Origin of the sequence: Acetobacter sp. UBA5411 (assembly GCF_002409645.1) — a bacterium.
GTDB lineage: Bacteria > Pseudomonadota > Alphaproteobacteria > Acetobacterales > Acetobacteraceae > Acetobacter.
The window spans coordinates 25,452-44,234 of record NZ_DHNR01000007.1; the positions used below are offsets into that span (position 1 = coordinate 25,452).

The window sequence follows — 18,783 nt, forward strand, 5'->3', positions numbered from 1 at the left end:
CGACATACGTTCCGATGAGCAGTACATCCCTTTTTGCCGATGCGGCCGGACTCAGCAGAAGAATCAGTCACGACTCTCCCCGGCTGGCGATGATTGTGGCGATGCTCTGCGTCGTGGGCGTCATGCTGGGCTTCGGCTCAAACGCCACGACATGGTTCGGCATCGTCTTTTCCGGGACACAGCCGCAGCCCACGCAGGCTTTGCCGCTTACTGCATTGCCCTTCGCGCTGGTGGTCTCGGCTGCGCGCGTCATATGCTGGTTTGCTGTGTCCTTTCTGTGCGCCCTCGCCGGTGCAGCGCTGGTTTTTGGACGGGAAAAACCCGGACGAGTCGCCCTCGCTCTCTTGGAAATCGTGCAGGCCGTTCCGATTCCGGCATTCATGGTGCTCGCCCTGCCTGTCTGTTTCGGCGCTCATGGGTGGCTTGCCGGACATGCGCTCGCGGGCGAGGTTCTGATTGGGGCTCCCGCCTTTGCAGCCCTCACCTTTCCCATGATGGATGCCGCCATCCGTGCCCATCAGGAAGTGCCGTCGCACCTTGTCATGGCGGCCCGCAGTTTCGGCCTCAGACCGTGGCCGCGCTTCTGGCGACTTTACGCACCATTTGGTCTGCCCGCAGTTGTCCGCAGTATCGGACATGCCATGCCGAATGTCTGGCTTGGCCTGACTTTCGCCGAAGTCTATGCGGGCATGAAGCAGTTGCCTCTCTCTCCGGGACTGGGCGGTTATGCGGTCTCTTCCATCAGAGACCATGCTTCCATAGCCTTCGCGCTGACACTTCTGGCCACGGGATGCCTTGTCATGGCGACGGATTTTCTGATTGTCCGCCCCATGAGAAAATGGGGCCAGCGTTTTGAAAAAGGATCGTCCGTACGGTCCGCATCCGCCGCCTTCGGGGATATTCCTCTACTCGGACGCATGTTCACCGACGGGTCGCGATTACTGAGGATTGTCGGCAATCTGCCACTTGGCCCTGCACCACGGGCCACCGTTCTGGATGATCCCGAGAAAACGCCACGGATTATCGCGCTGATTATCCCTGCTCTTCTGGGTATTGCGGGTCTTCTGGAGTGTGCAGCTTCCCCCAAAGGTCTTCCTGATCCCGACGAATGGTTACGCGCCGGCCTCCTTGGTGTCGGCGAGATGCTGACGTTACTTGTGCCGCTGGGCATCTGCTCCGTTGTTCTGCTTCCCATCGCTGTTGGGCTGAAGCACTGGGCTGATCCGATCCTGCCAGTCTTCCGCTTTTTAACACTTTTCCCGGCGGTTCTGCTGTTTCCGCTGGTCGTTGCGCTGCTTGGTCCTGAATCCGCCTTGTCTCCTCTACTGTTTGTCGGGCTACCCTTTTTCCTCGTCTTCCATCTGCTCATTGGCGTTCGGGATTTCCCTCGGAATTTGCAGGAAGTTACACGAGCCTATCGTGTACGAGGCTGGCTCAAATGGAAGGCCATCCTTTTGCCGGGCCTTGCGCAATCATGGCTCAGAGGCGTGCACAGAGCATTCTTCTGGGGCTGGAACGCGGCTATCGCTGCTGACATGACGTTATGGGGCACGCACATTTCCGAACACGGCCTGATCGGTCGCGCCATCATCGACGCTACCAGCAGAGGCGACATGGAGCAGGCTTCTCTCGGCATCATGGTCATGACGCTGCTGGCCATGGGGAGTGAAGCACTGATCTGGAGACCTCTGGGTCTTTACGTCAGACGCCGCACGACCGGACAGACGATGGAGACGCCCTGAGCATGCGCTCTTCCCGTATTCGGGGTTTTTCAGCTCCCAATGACTTGTTAGGCTACGGTCAGATGAGTTCCAGACATCAACGTGCAGGATAGGCACCATGTTTTCCGCTGACGCGCTGCCCTCTCTGGAAGAAAAATCTTCCTCTGCACCCCAGTCTGGTGCGTCGCTGTTATCGCTGCGCGACGTGGGCCAATCCTATCATCGGGATTCCTCAACGGATGTTCAGATCCTCGACGGAGTTTCTCTGGATGTAAAACCCGGTGAAATTGTCGGGCTTCTCGGTCGCTCCGGCTCGGGGAAGTCGATGCTGCTGCGCATCATGGCCGGCCTTCTCATTCCCAGCAGCGGCACTGTGCTCTGGCGTGGCGTTCCGCTGAAACGTCCCGTGGCCGGACTGGCGATGGTGTTTCAGTCCCCTTCCCTGTTTCCCTGGCTGAATTTGCAGGACAATGTCGAACTGGCTCTTGAAGCAGACGGCATGAAGGGAAAAGACCGAAAACAACGGGCGGAAGAAGCCATCGATCTGATCGGTCTCGGTGGTTACGAAAACGCATGGCCGCACGAACTGTCAGGTGGCCTTTCCCAACGAGCAGGACTGGCGCGTGCGCTTGCTGTTCATCCCGATCTTCTTCTGATGGACGAGCCTTTTTCCTCGCTGGATGTTCTGACAGCGGAAAATCTTCGCACGGATCTTGTCGAACTGTGGTGCGAGAAGAAACTGCCGGTGCAATCGATCCTGATGGTGACACACAGTATCGAGGAAGCCGTGCTGATGTGTGATCGCATCCTTGTCTTTGCGGCCAATCCGGGTCGCATTGAGCATGAAGTCATTGTTCCTCTTGCCCACCCCCGCCTGCGCGACGATCCTTCATTTCTGGAAATTGTTGATCATATCTACACATTGATGACACGACGCACGCCTGTCATCTCGGAAGCCGATCTGCCCGATATGACGGTCGTACAGACTGCTCAACCGCAGCATCTTCCAATCGCCGCAGTTTCGGTAGGCAGTATGGTGGGATTGATCGAAGCCTTGGCTGCACCACCGGTAAATGGTCGGGCCGACCTCCCTCTTCTCGCCGCCAAAGCGCATCTCGAACTCGATGAATTATTTCCTCTTGTCGAGGCGCTGCAAATTCTCGAACTGGCAGAAGTTGAAGATGGCGATCTGCTGCTGACACACGAAGCCCAGCGTTTCGCGGAAAGCGACTTTGACGAACGCAAGACAATCCTGCGTCACGCCCTGCTGAATGCCATACCTTTGGTCAAAACCATCTGTACTGCGCTGGATGAACGTCCAAGCCATACCGTTGGAGCGGATCGTTTCCGGGAGGAACTGGGCGAAAGTATGTCAGCAGCTTACGCCCAGCAGACCCTGCAAACCATTATCTCCTGGGCGCGCTACGCGGAGTTGTTTGATTACAACGAAGAATCAGACCAGCTTTTTCTGAACAAGGACAGTGCGACCTGAAACGTCTGGTAAAGTGTTATTGAAACCAGACAACACACGTCCCATTACAATCGGTTAAAGCGTGATATTACCATGCAGTCAGCATATATCACGCTCTGATAAGGTTTTTTATAAAACGACTCTTTATCGGGCAGGTTTACGAAATTTGTAAACAACCTGATCCGTATGTCCTTTTATGGTCTCATCGAAGACAGAAGCGGAATGCGCATCCTGTGCATTTCGCAGTGCACCACTTTCACTTTCAAAAACAAAGCCTGCCTTTTCCACCTGTGCACGAATCAGCGCAGGATCAATACGATGCAATGTCTTTGCTGTTTCCGGAGTGCTGCCGGAAGCTGCCACATGATCAATCACCATATACACGCCACCGGGCCGGAGAAGATTGAACACGGAGCGGTCAAAAGCCAGAGCAGCATCAGCGCCACGACCGTAAACGTCATGATAGTTCTGAGAAGTCCAGGCCATATCAACAGGTTCAGGAAGCGACAGAGCCAGCATTGATTCCGTCAAAACCGAGACATTGGAAAATGCGGGATCGGCGGCAATCGCCTTCACGGCATCAGCAGCATCGGGTTTTTCAGCGACGCGTTCTGCGGCAACGAGCGCGTAGACATGCCCCGACTTTCCGACAACATTACTGAAAATACGCGTAAAATAGCCTTGTCCCGGCATGAGGTCAGCGACTTTCATGCCCGGTCCCATTCCGGCAAACGCCAGTAATTCACCCGGCTTGCGGACCTTGTCCCGTGCACGATCAGAATCAGGACGATCCCTGTCAGAAAGCGCTGCTGCAATCGGCAATGTTCTGACCTGACTGCCCTTGAAAGCAGGTTGCGCCTGTAGAGTCTGCGTGACGCTCAGGCCCGTTCCAGCCAGCAGTCCCATGACTGACCACATGATAATCTTTCTGCGCATTTTTATCTCCTCCCGAATCAAAAAGCCCCGCCTCAATGCGAAGCAGGGCCGTTTTCCTGAAATTACCAGCGTGGCTGTGGTCCTTTGACAATCTCGGACAGATCATCCGGCCGGACCCATTTGCTGAAAGCTGCCTGCACATCGGCAGCTGTCGCCTTGTAATAGGCATGCGCCGCAATATCGGGTGTATCGAGAGGCAGTCCGAGTTCGATCAGACGCAGATACTCGCCTGCGATAGCTCCAAGACTGGCTCGTCCCAGCGGAATGCCACGCAAGAGCGACGATTTGGCGACAATCAGTTCATCATCTGTCACCGGCGATACCTGCATGGCGTGAATATCCCGCAGCGCCGCTTTCCGTGCATCCCCTACCTTGTCAGGATCAGCGCCGTAGGAGACCGAATAGGCTCCCCGGTTACGGCTCCAGTCGAAACTACTGCTGACGGAATAGACATATCCCGTTTTCACACGCAGATCGCGATACAGACGGGATGAGAAGCCGCCACCGAGCACCTCGTTACCAAGTGTCAGCAGGAAATGGTCCGGATTGGTCGGCGTCAGACCAAGACTCTCCGGCAGGACAACCGTATCCTGCACATTGCTCTTGTCCGGCACATGGGACCGCGAGGTCTTGCTGTCCGGTCGCGTCGGCAGATCAACAACCGGCTTCGGCCCGGTTGCCTTCCATGATCCGAATGTCTTCTCCACAACCGTCCGCGCCTGTCCCGGCGTGATATCGCCGGTTACGACAATGGTCGTCATGTCCGGCCGCCAGACTGCGCCATAATAGGCTTTTACGTCATTGAGCGAGAGGCTCATCAGTGTTTTCGGCGTGGCTTCACGCAGACTTGGATCACCCTTCGGCGAGACGGCCCCCATGATCGCGCGACCGAAGAGATAGCCGGGTGACTGCAACTGCCCTGCCTGTTCCTGCGCCGCCTGCTGGCGAACAATCTGGAACGCCTGATCCGGGAAGGCAGGCTGGAGTTCGTTCTCCGCCAACAGGCTCATGCCCTGTTCGAATTTGTTCGACGGCACACGCAGCGAAAATTCCGCTCCGGCGCTCTCCCACGCAGGCACATCGTCCAGCGCCTTGCGGAATGCCAGACGGTCATGCTTCTGGGTGCCATAACCGAAGAGTTCCTCCACAACGTCGGAAATCCCTTCCTTGCCTTTCGGCTCCTGAAGGTCCGAGTTGTGACGGATCAGACCGGCAACCTCGATTGTCTGGCTGACGTGCGACGGATGCACGATCAGGGTCAGACCATTAGGAAGCGTCTGCACCACCGGCGCTTTGGCCGGTTCCGGAATATCCAGACGCGCCAGCGCTTTTTCAGCCCAGTCAGGCAGTTTGACCGGTTTATCAGGAGCCGAAGCGAAAGATTCAGCGCCACCAAATCCCTTGCCTTCGATCGGCTTGCCGGAGTTTTCCGGCGTCAGAATAGCCGTCACAGCACGATCCGGATCCAGCAGTTGCGCGGCCATCCGGTTGACATCTTCCGGCGTGACAGCGCGATAGGCTGCGATCATGTCTTCAGGCGACTGAAGATTTTTGAAAGCCAACGCTTCCGACCAGCTTTCGGCAAGACCGCTCACAGAGTTTGCCGAGAAACCGAGTTGAGCGATTTCCTTGGTCTTCGCCGCTTCAACAAGTTCGGCTGGAACACCATTTTTGCGGATATCCGACAGGATGGTGCGAACGTCCGTCAGTACCTTGCTAGAATCGCCACCCTTCGGGAATGCCGCAAGCGCCAGTCCGAAACCGGCTGATTTCTTCGGCGCAAATTCAAATCCGGCAAAAAGTGCCTTACCCGCAGGAACCAACTGGTAGAGCGCGCCACGCTGGCTTGCCAGCACATCGGAGAGAATATCAGCGGCTGCGAAATCCTTCGCATTCTGTCCCGGCATCGGGAAAGCGATCGTCGCAAAACCAACCGGATAATCCGTCGGAAAAGTCAGGGTCTGCGCGGGAGCCGGTGCGGGCTGCACAGCTGTACGTTCAGGCAATGTCTTGCTGGGAGTAGACCCGAAGACATCACGCACCTTGGCGATTGTTGCGTCCGGATCGACATCACCCGCAATCACGAGGATGGCGTTATTCGGAGCATACCACTGTTCGTAAAACTTCCTAAGCAATGCAGCATCCGTCTTGTCAAAGGACGGACGGGTTCCCAGCGCGTCATGCTCGTATGGCGTTCCCTTGAACAGGATCGACTGTAACTGCGAAATGTAGCGATAAGCCGGGCTGGAGAGATCGCGAGAGACTTCCTGCTCGATCGCGCCACGCTCCTTGTCCCAGTCTGCCTCGGACAGGGTCAGCCCCTTCATGCGTAGGGCTTCAATCCTCAGCAGCACGTCCAGATCCTCGGCGGGTGCTGTGTAGAAATACTGCGTGACATCTTCCGTCGTGTCGGCATTGTAACTGCCACCGATACGGGCACCGAGAGCGGCAAGCTGATCCTTGTCCAGCCCTTTGCTACCGCGGAACATCATATGTTCCAACGCATGCGCCGTTCCGGGAAAACCGGCCGGCGCTTCGGATGAACCAACCAGATAATTCAGCTCAGTCGTCACAACCGGAGCCAATTTGTCCTGCACGACCACAACACGCAGACCGTTCGGTAGAGTGGCTCTGGTGACAGACGGCGCCTGTCGGGTAGCGGCCTCCGGTTCACGAGCGATCGCCTGAGAGAACAGCCCAACCCCGCTCACCATACCGGCTTCCGTCAAACACCCGCCGAGCGTGGTTCCGGCGAGCAGCGCAGTGCAGAAGAGTGGACGAAATGAGCCGAAGGTCTTGAAAAACATTGTGCAGTTGCAATCCCATAGCATCTAACTGCGCGGGATCATGCAGTCTGCTGACTGATCTGTCACCTCTTGGAGTCTGCTAAAGCCCGGTCATGAAATATTGTTCATGAAGAGCAAAAACACAGCCCAGTGAGCGTTCAGAGCTTCTTTTTCAGCCGGGCATGCTTTTTCACGCCTCTTTTTCCAATCCATGTGAATAGAGGAAGCACAAAGCGCAGCAATTCCGGCCAGCACATGCAGATCCGGCCGAATACACCGTCAATCGCAGGCCGGAAATACTCTCCACCATGAGAGCGACCAATCGCCTTGATGACAGTGGCCGCCACGCTTTCCGGCGTTGCAGGTGGATTGACGAAGTTCAGAACAGAGCCACCGCTTTGCATCTCCTGCTCCAGCATTGGCGTGTCCACAGCACCGGGAAAAACCGATGACACAGAAATTTTCCGAGACTTGACCTCAATTGTCAGCGCCAGAGCAAAGCTGCGCAGAGCCGCTTTTGCCGCGGCGTAAACAGAACTTTCGGGAAGAGGGTAAACGGCCGCCAACGAGTTCACGAACGCGATATGCCCACCACGCTTCATAAGTGGCAGCAGGAGAGAGGTCAGGAAAATCGGAGCGGTGAGATTGACAGCGAGCTGTCTCTGAAGAGCGTCGGCCTTCAGACCTTCAATGGCCCCCGGTTCAATGATTCCCGCACAGTGAACAAGCGCCAAAATCGGCACCTTTGCCTTCACGATTTCTGAACAGGCACGCTCAATCTCGTTTGTATCGGCCAGATCGCAGACAATATGGCGCAGGCGTGAATCAGACAGCGGCGGCGCACGACGACTTAGCGCCACGACTTCATAGCCACGTTTGAGCAGGTCACGGACAACAAGATGCCCGATTCCCCCTGATCCTCCGGTTACCACCGCACGGGGCAGTTGCGCCCCGGAGCGCGGTGTTTCGCAGAAATCAGTCGCCTTGGTCATAATCCGTCCCTGAAAAACCGGGCTTTATGTCCGGTCGGAATGCACCTTAGCCGCTGCTTTCCTGACTGGCGACTATTCCATTTTTTTCAAGCGCATCCCAGACGGCCAGACGGGCCTTGTTGGCAATGCCGTCGACGCTCCGCGGCGAGGACGTGGTGCCGGAAACCTTCACGACCACCCTGTCAAACTGGATATCGGCAATGGTGACGGAAGGAGGCGGTGTTGTCAGCAGCCCGTCTACCTTCTCCAGAGCCTCGGCCATCACGGGGATGCTCTTCGACAGATCCGTTCCAAGAGGGAATGCAATGGTGAAGGACATCGCTCCGGAGGGACGACCAAAGGTCGCATTTCTGACAGCGGAGGTAATGAACTGTGAGTTCGGCACAATCAGGGTCGAGCCGTCAGACAGGCCAATATCCGTCGAACGGACACTGATGCGCCGAATGTCGCCGGTCTTGCCTCCAATCTCCACCAGATCACCGATGGTCACAGGACGCTCTGCCAGAAGGATGATACCGGACACGAAATTCTGCACGATTGACTGAAGACCAAAACCGATACCCACCGACAGGGCGCTGACGACCCATGTCATGCTGCTGACCGTCACGCCGATGGACGACATGACAATCAGAATGATCCCGATCCATGAAGCATAGGTAAAGATTGTGAGGATGGATGTCTGACCACCCTTATCCAGCGCCGTAGTGGGGAAAAGGCGCTTCGTCAGCCAGCGTCTGACAATCTTGATGAAATAGTGACCGACAATCGGAATCACGAGGCATTTCAGCAGAACGTCAAACGAAAGCGTGACGCCGCCGATGCTCTGACCCAGCACGACCTTGCCGATATTCCCGAAAATCACGTCGAAATCGAAATCACCACCTGACTGCGCCACTGCGACCGCAACGAAGAGCAGGAAGACGCTGAACAGACCGGACATCACGGTCATCATCTGATCGATGATCCGGTCAGGCATTCCCATGGAAACAAAATAACGGCCGATACGCCCGGTGCTCAGCAACTCCGTTTTGGAAAAGTCGTTGACCAGCAGATAGACCAGCGCAAGGCCAAAAAGCGTGATGATCATGGAGCAGACCCAGGACAGGATCGTATAGCCCAGCGGAATATAGCCGATCAGCATGGCGATGATGCTGAAGACCGACACGAGGGACAGCAACACGCGCGTCACCCGACCCAGCATGCTCTGGCGCACGACCCCGCCCTCCGCGATCGGAGCCGGATGGCGTTCGATCTGGAGCGGGATCGACAGAAGCAATGGGGCGGCGAGGACGATAAACCCGGCATCCAGCAACTGCACCGTGGTCTGGCCCAGTCCGGCTTCCATATCAAAATACCGCAGCACACCACGGAAGAAGATCAACAGCGCGAACCACACCACGTGCCAACGGAGCGCTTTCGCCGCATTGTCGCTGATCGGGAGCACACGCCAGTCGGGATTGGTGGGAGAAAGCGTGGCGAAGCCCGCCCCCAGAATAAAGCCGACCAGTGGAATCTGCGTGCTGATCCTGCTCGCCATACTGGCAAGAGCGCTTCCGTCCGGCATGTCTCCGCCAGTGAGACCGAGCCACAACGCAGCGGCGGACAGCGTGGCGCACAGGAGGCAGAGCGGTGCGAAAACCGCCGCCGCCGTGACACGCCGTAATCTTCCATTTGGCAACACTCTGGCGGCTGCCCGTCTGACCTGCCGCAAAAGAAAAAATGGGGCTGTGATCAGACAGCCAATAGCCACGAGAGCCCCAAGCAGACGGGCGATCCGCCAGCCTTGCAAATCCTGGGCGACGGTTCTGAGCGTTTCCGAATAGAGCGTCAGGAGACTTTGTTCGGTAGCGGAAAACTCATTCGATACACTCAGCCAGAATGCTGGCGTGACAGGCGAAGCGAAGCTCTGAAGAAGCAGAGCCTGCTGCACGGCGTCAGTCCTCTGACTGAGGATTTCCGCAAGGGCATGCGCCTCCAGCACGTAAAGACGCGCACGCATGAGACGGCTGTGCAGGTCACTCTGAGCCTTCAGGATCAGTTGACGTTGTCGGGTGATCGACGCCGGTTCCGACGGCGCATCCTTCGCGGGAGCCGTCCCGAGAACATCCAGCAGATTTTTGTAGGTTTTCTCGTATGGCTCGAGCTTGGTCACCATACTCTGGGCGGAAACCTCGTCCGCCGCAGCCTGCTGCGCCAGTTCATTCACAGTGATCTTGTGAACACCAGTTGTTTTCTTCACATCGATTCGAGCCTGATAAACACTCCGGATGGATGTTTCCAGACTGTTCAGGGCGTTGTCCGAAACGACGGTCGCGGGAACGGCGATGAGGGAATCCTGATCGGGCGCGTCATCCGCAAATGCCGGAGACATCATGAACAGCGCCATCAGACACAGGAGAAGGGCTGGTATCAGACCATTTCTCAGCCGAACATTCTGCTCATCCTGCTGCGTGCGTATTCCAGACATCAACACCCCTACCTGCCCGTTCCCATTCTCACAGATGTTTCTGACCTGAGGGTCACACACATCAGATGATCTCATTGATAACTCACAGAAAGCATTTTCGTTCGCTGAGAACGTCCAGTCATTCCCACAGGCCGGTCTTTTCGTCATGATGAGCGCTGTCTCACGAAAGCGTGGTTGCAACGTGCGGACGGGTGCCCGCTGGCGCTGACTTTCCTTCTGTCTGGCTGGGAGGCCCGATGCCGCATTCCGATACGTCGCGCGAACTGACTGTGCGTGGCCTTGTCCTAGGTGCCCTGATCACCGTCGTCTTCACTGCCTCCAACACCTATCTGGGTCTGAAAATCGGACTGACCTTCGCCTCCTCGATCCCGGCTGCCGTGATTTCCATGGCCGTCCTGAGGCTGCTGGGAGGCGGCAGTCTTCTTGAGAACAACATGGTCCAGAGTCAGGCTTCCGCCGCCGGGACCATCTCGACCGTCTTCGCCGTGTTCCCTGCCTTGATCCTGATCGGGCACTGGAACCATTTTCCTTTTCTGGAAACGGCGGGTCTGACGGCTGTGGGTGGGATGGCCGGTGTTCTGTTCACTATTCCGTTGCGTCGTGCATTGGTGAACGACAGTCCTCTCCCCTACCCCGAGGGAGTCGCAGCCGCTGAGATCCTGCGAGCGGGGCATGAAAGTGCGTCCGGTGAAGCATCGCATCGCGGTCTGACCGCCCTGATCAATGGAGCTGCCGTATCCGGCGCGGTTTCCTTTGCTTCGGGAGGGCTGCGTCTTCTTGCCGATAGTGCAACCACCACCTTCACTGTAGGAGCGGGTGTTTTCCGCCTGTCCACCGGCTTCTCACTCGCGCTTCTTGGCGCGGGTTATCTTGTCGGCGCGGCAGGTGGACTGGCGATGCTGTTTGGTTACATCCTGTCATGGATCGTGGCCGTCCCTTGGTTGACCGCCATCACGCCCAATACGGACCATCTCGACGCGGCATCGTTTGCAACATCGGTCTGGGTGCATAAAGTCCGGTTCATCGGGGCGGGCGCCATTGCAACCGCTTCCCTATGGACGCTTGGAGAACTGGCGCTTCCGGTTTTCCGGGGCATCAAAGGCGCGCTCGGCAGCACTGCAATCGGCACAGATACTGGAAAAGATCTGTCACCGCGCACAATCATAATCACAGGCGCACTACTGTCAGTCGCCCTGTTTCTGCTGTTCAGCCTTTTTCTTTATCCCTTCACCTCACATTTTGTCGTGCCTGCGCTGTTCGGCACGGCTTTTCTGGGTGTGTTCGGTTTTCTGACAGCCGCAACCTGCGGTTATATGGCGGGACTGGTCGGATCTTCCTCTTCTCCCATCTCCGGGATCGTGCTGCTGGCGACCGTTCTGGTCTGCTCGCTTCTCATGCTGATGGAGCATCTCGCGCTCCTTCCCTCGGTTTTCGCAGCTAACGATCACCATCTGGCCATCGCCTTTGCGATGGTCATTCTCTCGGCAATTGTGGCGGCGGCTTCCATCTCCAATGATAATCTTCAGGATCTGAAAACGGGGCAACTGGTCGGCGCATCCCCCTGGCGGCAGGAGGGCGTCCTCCTGCTGGGCTGCGCCATAGGCGCTCTCGTTGTGCCACCCGTTCTGAACCTGCTGTATCAGGCCTATGGTTTTACCGGCGCGATGCCGCGGGCGGACATGGACCCGACGCATGTTCTCGCGGCCCCTCAGCCTGCCATCGTCACCATGATCGCTTCCGGGATTTTCCGGCAGAATCTCGACTGGAGCATGCTCTCGATTGGTGCCACCACCGGCATGGCGCTGGTGGCGCTGGACCGGATGCTGCGTTTTCGCAAACTGGCTCTACCGCCGCTGGCCGTCGGGATTGGCATCTATCTGCCGCCCTCCGTCTCGACGACACTCGCCGTGGGTGCCTGCCTCGGATGGGTCGTGAAAAAAATGGCCTCCCGGCGGGCTGACCAGTCGGATGAAGGCACCATGATCGCCTCCGGACTGATTGTGGGCGAAAGCCTGACAGGCGTTGCGCTTGCTGCCGTTTCCGGGCTGACAGGAAACGATGGAGCGCTGGCGTTTGGCGGAGGACTTTCTGCTCCCTGGAACGGCATTGCCGGACTGATGGTCTTTATTGCCGTCTGCCTGTGGTTTGTCCGTCGTATCCTGAAACCTTCGGCATCATGAGAAGGACACTCTCCGAAAATGATCAGTCGGACGACGACGATCCGAGCGGAATGGAAGTGGAGCGCCGGGGCACCATGAAAAGGCTTTGGTAAAATGTAATTCCAGGCACAATGTTGTTTGCGACACGGGGCGTATAATTATAAGAAATCTCTCCCAAAATCAGATATGTATTATCGGAAGTTGACGTGGTGGAACCGGCTGGAATTGAAACGGTCGAACCCACGCCACGAGGATCCGTATTGAGAGCCTGACTCCACACTACGGTGCCTGCCCCTCCATTTGGCGGAACCATGATTTCAGAAACCGTCATTTTGGCAGTTGTGGAAGGATAAGGCTCCAGCACCAATGTGGATGCCTGTAGAACCAGAGAAAGATCCGTCGTCGCCACGGACGTATACTGTGTCGTCACGTCGGCAATGGCATGGGCTGCTGCCGTCACCTTGCGTGATACCACCACAGCCTCTTCCAGTGCTGTGCCGCCAATCAGCATGATCAGCAAAATGGGTGCCATGAGTGCGAATTCAAGGGCTGCGACCCCTTCGCGTGCTCGAAGAAATGTGGGCCGGCGCATCACGAGGACGGTTCCACCTTGATCACGGACGTTGAAATGATCAGTCGCGATCCGTTGGTGAGCGTTGCTGCGGCGAACCCGTCGAAAGATTTCAGGACAGGCAGCATATACATCAGCTCAAACACGACGACGCTGCCGGCAGTGCCCGGGTCATAACTCATGGAGTTTGTCACAGCCCCGGAGGAATCAAATGACAGTTGTGGAGCCGTCGTGCTGGCGTCCGCGAAACTGCTGACAGACCGCACATTCACCAGAAGATTGGAACAACTCATATATGACGGCAGAATCGCGCAAGCCTGATTTTTGAACTCCCCCGCATTTCCCGATGCCGGAGCCTGTCCTGTCAGAATTTCCCGAGACATCTGGTCAGAAACAGCATCGAGTGCGCTTTGCGTAAAATAGACGATGCTCATGACCAGCGTGGACAGCATCAGAGCGAAAAGCGGCAGGCAGATGAGGGCAAACTCAAGTGCGACAACCCCCTTCTGATCGGAAACCCCTCTCCGCACCTGACCGAACAACCGGTGAGGATGCATTGTCCCGGTTGTGCAACCGGATTTATCGACGAGAGATTCTATCTGACTGTTCATGCAGCATTCCAGACAATGACCCTGTGAAAGCGCACGGGATAAGACTACCGTTTTATTGAAGCAGAGCGTTTATAATCCCCATATCCCTTAACAATGGGTTTACGACCGCCGGACAGTCTGCATTCCGAAAGGAATCAGTCTGAGGACACACATATGATCAACGCCGCAGACACCCCGCAAAACAGACTGGAACCAATGCCCACAGCATTAGCTTTGCCGGTGGAAGGCATGACCTGCGCAGCCTGCGCGGCACGGCTGGAAAAGGTCCTGAATCGCCTGCCGGGTGTGTCTGCTCACGTCAGTTTCGCAACGCACAAGGCAGCGGTCACGCTCGCTCCCGACCACGTGGCTTTGAAAGATGTGACAGACGCCGTGGCGCGGGCCGGATTCAGCGTCGTTCCGGAACACGTCACTCTCGCCATTGAGGGCATGACCTGCGCTTCCTGCAGCGCCCGACTCACCAAGGTTCTTGAGCGTCAGGAAGGCGTGACCGCCAATGTCAATCTGGCGACTGGAAAGGCTGACATCGACTTCATTCCCGGCGCTGTCTCGATCAATGATCTGATAGGCACCGTCACAAAAGCCGGTTTCAGCGCCACGGTTGCCGGGACTGACGACACGGCGCGCAAGACGCGACGCGAGCAGGAAAAACGTCGTCTGCAACTGGAACTGACCGTTGGCATCTTGCTGACCGCGCCACTGCTTCTGGACATGGTGGGCGGCATGCATCTCATGCTGCCGCGATGGATACAGCTTGTGCTGGCCACGCTGGTCCAGTTCGGTCTCGGTGCGAAATTCTACCGGGGCGCCTGGGCGGCGCTGCGTGGGGGCGGCGCCAACATGGATGTCCTCGTCGCCCTCGGCACAACGGTCGCGTGGTTCGCCAGCGTCGTGATCACCGTGTTCGGACTGCCCGAGCAGGTTTGGTTCGAGTCCGGCGCGACAGTTCTCACATTGGTCACGGCAGGGCGGTTGATGGAGACCGGCGCACGCAACCGGGCGGCGGCGGGCGTGGAGCGACTGGCCCACCTTCAGCCGGTCACGGCGCATGTCGAAACGCCGCAGGGTGTGCAGGATCGCGCGGCTGCGTCTCTCGTTGTCGGCGATGTGTTCGTCATCCGTCCCGGTGAGGCCGTGCCGACAGACGGCGTGATCCTGACCGGCGAGTCCAATCTCGATGAAGCCATGCTGACAGGGGAAAGTATTCCGGTTGGTCGTGGTCCCAATGATCCGGTTCGGGGCGGCACCATCAACGGTGCTGGCGTGCTGCGAGTCCGGGCCACGGCGGTCGGAGCGGACACGGCGCTGGCGCGGATCACCCGCATGGTGGATGAGGCCGAGGGCTCCAAAGCACCAATAGAACGGCTGGTTGACCGGGTTTCCGCCATTTTCGTGCCGGTCATTCTTGTCATCGCCCTGCTGACGCTGGCAGGCGGCTGGCTCGTTACCGGGTCATTTGATCGCAGTCTGATCAACACCGTGGCCGTGCTGGTGGTGGCCTGTCCCTGTGCGCTGGGCCTCGCCACGCCGACGGCGATCATGGTGGGTGCCGGTCGTGGAGCAGCGGCAGGGCTGCTGTTCCGTTCCGCCGAAGCGCTGGAACAGACTGGGCGTATCGGTGTCCTGCTGATGGACAAGACCGGCACCCTGACGGAAGGACGACCACAGGTTTCAGGCGTATTTCCGCAAGGGGACACGACAGAAACCTCTCTGCTTGCTTTGGCCGCAGGGTTGGAAGGAGACTCCTCCCATCCTCTGGCCAGAGCTGTGCGGGAAGCGGCCACTGCTCAACAGATTACGCCGGATGTGATTGAGGGAAACAGGGCCGTAGCCGGACATGGTCTGGAAGGTGTCCATCAAGGTGAAGCGGTCAGACTGGGTTCGGCTCGCTTCCTTGGGATAGCCCCCTCCGGTGAAGCCGAAGCCGCGATGATGTCAGGACAGACGCTGATCGGCGTGGAAAAGGGTAGTCAGCTTCTGGGCTGGATCGCTGTTGCCGACACCATCCGTCCGGATGCGGCTCAGGCCATCTCTCTGCTGAAACGCTATGGTATTCGCCCGATCATGGTGACCGGCGACACACAGGCCGCAGCACGCCGGGTCGCGGAAGCCGTGGGGATCGTCGACATACGAGCCGAAGTTCTCCCCGGCGACAAGGCGGACGCCGTGAAACAGACGCGAACTGACGCTGCCCCCGGCACGCTGATAGGTATGGTCGGCGACGGCATCAACGACGCGCCTGCCCTTGCCAGCGCCGATGTGGGCATCGCGATGGGCGGCGGCACCGATGTTGCGCTGGAGACAGCGGATGTCGTGCTGATGCGATCCCGGCTTCTGGCGCTGGTGGATGCCGTCAGTCTTTCGCGAGCGACATCGCGCAAAATACGGCAGAATCTCTTTTTCGCCTGCATCTACAACGCGCTGGGCGTTCCCCTCGCCGCCTTCGGCGTGCTGCCGCCCATGCTTTCGGGTGCCGCCATGGCGATGAGTTCCGTTTCCGTCGTGACCAGTGCTTTGCTGCTGAACCGCTGGAAGCCGCTTCCCACCCCGAAGAATGGTCATCCAGAATAACGGGTCGCGCTCAGGAGTAGACAAGGCCGCCCTGTCTGTGGATGCTTGCCGGAAGCTCATCGCAAGATCGAGCAACAGTTTTCAGGGAGAATAATCATGGAATCCACGACACTCATGGTGGAAGGCATGACCTGTGAGGGATGCGTGACGTCCGTCAAACATGCGTTGGAAGGTATTCCCGGTGTGAAATCCGCTGAGCCGTCTCTGGAAAAAGGCACCGTTAAGATCGAGTATGATCCCAAGGAAACGGGGCCACGCAATTTCCCGCCCTCCATCGAAGCCGCGGGCTTTGAAGTGGTCGGCTGACTTTCGGTCGCCAGAAACTATAGCGTCATGCGAACAGCACGCGGGGGGAATGCCGTCTGCCGTCTTCCCTGAGGGTGGCAGTCATGGCAAAAGCCGTGAGACGATGGGCGTGAACGCAAGCCCGGCTTGCCCGACCAGAATTTCGAGACGAACGAGGAATGACTGTGGCGTCTTCAACCAGTTCCAGCCTGCGCAGAAACGTCAGAAAGTGGCTTGTTCCGGGCGTAATTCTCTGTCTGTCGGGCTGCGCCGCCGAGACCGGCCGGATGTGGAACGACACGGACATATCCTGCCTGCACAAACAGATGGGCAGCGCTGTCCATCTCTCGTTTCCTCTCGCGGCCAATACCTGCCAGCGCATGACCAATCACGGCTTCATGTTTGGTGAAGCGACCGCAAAGCCTATTCCGCTGGAACTGCACAATGCGCCAGACCTGCAGGCGCTGGCGGAAGAATACGGCTACAGCTACAAAAAATAAGCCGTTTCAGCTTTCCAGTTCGACATCCCAGTAGAGATAATCCCGCCAGCTATCGTGAAGATAGTTCGGTGGAAAGGCACGCCCGTTATCCTGCAATTCCCACGAAGATGGCTGGGCAGGCTGCCTGCGGGGGAACATACGGATCTCGTGCGGCATCCGCGATCCTTTGAGCAGATTGCAGGTGCTGCACGCGGTCACGATATTTTCCCATGTTGTCCGCCCTCCCCGGCTGCGAGGGATGACATGGTCGAATGTCAGATCGTGAGTGGGAAGCTGGTCATTGCAATACTGGCAGGAAAAATTGTCCCGCAGGAAAAGATTGAAGCGGGTAAAGGCCGGTCTGCGTGCTGTCGGGACATATTCCTTCAGCGCAATGACGCTTGGAAGCCGCATGCTGCAGCTTGGAGAATGCACTTCCTCGTCATATTCGCTCAGCACTGAGACGCGGTCGAGGCAGACAGCCTTGATCGTGTCCTGCCATGACCAGAGCGAGAGCGGAAAGTAGGAAAGTGGTCTGAAATCTGCGTTCAAAACGAGCGATGGATAGTGCATACTGCCAGCCGACAAGGCGCGCTTCCTTTTCCCGGAGACGGCTCATGATCCGCATTTGGCAAACTCGAAACTGCACACCAAAGGGTCACGCGTCGTCGAGAAGTGTTATTAAAGTATAAGCGCAGCTTTTTTCAGACTGCAAGGAAAGTTCGCGCCGCAAGACATGAGGTTTCTGTGACAGCCGGTCGTGACAACAGCTTTCCGTTGAGCGCCGAAGCATGACGGTTCCCACTTTTTGCAAGCAGGACCATTGGGTTACACGCTTTGCGCCTAGCCCCACCGGCCCTCTGCATCTCGGTCACATCGCCGCTGCTTTTTTTGCCCGACGTCATGCGGATCATGGCGGGCGGTTCCTGCTGCGTATCGAGGATATCGACACCGTGCGCTGCCGTGAGGTCTTCATTCAGGAAGCTTTCGACGATCTGGCGTGGACGGGGCTGCACTGGGAAGCAGGCGTGCTACGGCAATCGGAACGGTTCCCGCTCTATCAGCAAACCCTTGATGCTCTCAGGCATAAGGGATTGGTCTATCCCTGTTTCTGCTCACGGGCAGATGTAGCGCGGGAAGCGGCAGCGGCTTTTTCCGCTCCCCACCACGCCCCGGACGGCAGCCTTCTTTATCCCGGAACCTGCCGCCATCTAAATGATGCCGAGCGGGCGCAGAAGATTTCCGCCGGAGCACCCTACGCGCTTCGGCTGGACGTGCAGAAAGCACTGGACAGGTTGAGCGCTCCGGCCCTCACCTATCAGGAGCTCAATCGCGGGCCTGTGGTCTGTCATCCCGGTCTGTTCGGAGACGTCGTGCTGGCGCGCAAGGATACGCCCGCCTCCTATCATCTCTGCGTCACCCATGATGATGCGACTCAGGACGTAACACTGGTGACCCGTGGAGAAGAACTCCGGGATGTCACGGCCGTTCATCGTCTGTTGCAGGAACTGATGAAATGGCCTGAGCCCGTTTATGCCTTTCATCCGTTACTGGTAGATTCGGCAGGCAAAAAACTCTCCAAACGCGACGGGGCCCTGTCGATTAAAACTATGCGGGAAAACGGCATGAGTCCGGAAGAAGTGCGCAAGGCGGCGGGCGTTACGCTCTAAGGATCTGCGATCTCTTACACAGAAACACTGAAATCGTGCGTAAGGACAGTCATTCTCCGCCGTG

The 18,783-nt window shown here is 57.6% G+C and carries 14 protein-coding genes; 7 read left to right on the forward strand and 7 right to left on the reverse strand.

Features of this window, described 5'->3' with window-relative positions:
* Positions 1–14: 14 nt before the first annotated feature.
* The gene (locus B3759_RS02770; protein ID WP_291363408.1) at positions 15–1,742 is read left to right on the forward strand and encodes an ABC transporter permease subunit; all 1,728 of its coding nucleotides are present in this window, start codon (positions 15–17) and stop codon (positions 1,740–1,742) included.
* 97 nt (positions 1,743–1,839) lie between these two features.
* Entirely contained in the window at positions 1,840–3,213 is a 1,374-nt protein-coding gene (locus B3759_RS02775; RefSeq protein ID WP_291363410.1) for a nitrate/sulfonate/bicarbonate ABC transporter ATP-binding protein, read from the forward strand.
* A 123-nt stretch (positions 3,214–3,336) separates the two neighbouring features.
* Here B3759_RS02775 and B3759_RS02780 read toward each other — a convergent pair whose 3' ends face one another.
* The 4 genes from B3759_RS02780 to B3759_RS02795 form a co-directional block, all read right to left on the reverse strand.
* Positions 3,337–4,128, reverse strand: a complete 792-nt coding sequence (locus tag B3759_RS02780; protein ID WP_291363412.1) for a class I SAM-dependent methyltransferase — start codon at positions 4,126–4,128, stop codon at positions 3,337–3,339.
* Positions 4,129–4,190: 62 nt separating this feature from the next.
* Positions 4,191–6,935 (reverse strand): M16 family metallopeptidase, encoded by a 2,745-nt coding sequence (locus tag B3759_RS02785; RefSeq protein ID WP_291363414.1) that lies wholly within the window; start codon positions 6,933–6,935, stop codon positions 4,191–4,193.
* 137 nt (positions 6,936–7,072) lie between these two features.
* A complete protein-coding gene (locus B3759_RS02790) occupies positions 7,073–7,906 on the reverse strand; it encodes an SDR family NAD(P)-dependent oxidoreductase (protein ID WP_291363416.1) in 834 nt (277 codons plus the stop codon).
* A gap of 46 nt (positions 7,907–7,952) precedes the next feature.
* Positions 7,953–10,373 (reverse strand): mechanosensitive ion channel family protein, encoded by a 2,421-nt coding sequence (locus tag B3759_RS02795; protein WP_291363418.1) that lies wholly within the window; start codon positions 10,371–10,373, stop codon positions 7,953–7,955.
* A gap of 236 nt (positions 10,374–10,609) precedes the next feature.
* On the opposite strand from B3759_RS02795, the gene B3759_RS02800 reads away from it, so the two are divergent.
* The gene (locus B3759_RS02800) at positions 10,610–12,553 is read left to right on the forward strand and encodes an OPT family oligopeptide transporter (RefSeq protein WP_291363420.1); all 1,944 of its coding nucleotides are present in this window, start codon (positions 10,610–10,612) and stop codon (positions 12,551–12,553) included.
* Positions 12,554–12,575: 22 nt separating this feature from the next.
* On the opposite strand, the gene B3759_RS02805 is transcribed toward B3759_RS02800, so the two are convergent.
* Positions 12,576–13,064, reverse strand: a complete 489-nt coding sequence (locus B3759_RS02805) for a pilus assembly protein (RefSeq protein ID WP_291363422.1) — start codon at positions 13,062–13,064, stop codon at positions 12,576–12,578.
* Positions 13,065–13,123: 59 nt separating this feature from the next.
* A complete protein-coding gene (locus B3759_RS02810) occupies positions 13,124–13,714 on the reverse strand; it encodes a TadE/TadG family type IV pilus assembly protein (protein WP_291363424.1) in 591 nt (196 codons plus the stop codon).
* A 153-nt stretch (positions 13,715–13,867) separates the two neighbouring features.
* On the opposite strand from B3759_RS02810, the gene B3759_RS02815 reads away from it, so the two are divergent.
* The 3 genes from B3759_RS02815 to B3759_RS02825 all read left to right on the forward strand — a co-directional run bounded on the left by B3759_RS02815 (position 13,868) and on the right by B3759_RS02825 (position 17,070).
* On the forward strand, positions 13,868–16,285 hold the full coding sequence (locus tag B3759_RS02815) for a heavy metal translocating P-type ATPase (RefSeq protein ID WP_291363426.1): 2,418 nt from the start codon (positions 13,868–13,870) through the stop codon (positions 16,283–16,285).
* 96 nt (positions 16,286–16,381) lie between these two features.
* The gene (locus B3759_RS02820; protein ID WP_291363428.1) at positions 16,382–16,591 is read left to right on the forward strand and encodes a heavy-metal-associated domain-containing protein; all 210 of its coding nucleotides are present in this window, start codon (positions 16,382–16,384) and stop codon (positions 16,589–16,591) included.
* Between the two features lie 158 nt (positions 16,592–16,749).
* On the forward strand, positions 16,750–17,070 hold the full coding sequence (locus B3759_RS02825) for a hypothetical protein (RefSeq protein WP_291363430.1): 321 nt from the start codon (positions 16,750–16,752) through the stop codon (positions 17,068–17,070).
* Positions 17,071–17,076: 6 nt separating this feature from the next.
* On the opposite strand, the gene B3759_RS02830 is transcribed toward B3759_RS02825, so the two are convergent.
* A complete protein-coding gene (locus B3759_RS02830) occupies positions 17,077–17,622 on the reverse strand; it encodes an HNH endonuclease (protein WP_291363491.1) in 546 nt (181 codons plus the stop codon).
* Positions 17,623–17,840: 218 nt separating this feature from the next.
* Here B3759_RS02830 and gluQRS point away from each other — a divergent pair, with 218 nt between their 5' ends.
* Positions 17,841–18,719: a tRNA glutamyl-Q(34) synthetase GluQRS gene (gene gluQRS / locus B3759_RS02835; protein WP_291363432.1), complete on the forward strand. Its 879-nt coding sequence runs from the start codon at positions 17,841–17,843 to the stop codon at positions 18,717–18,719.
* Positions 18,720–18,783 lie beyond the last annotated feature (64 nt).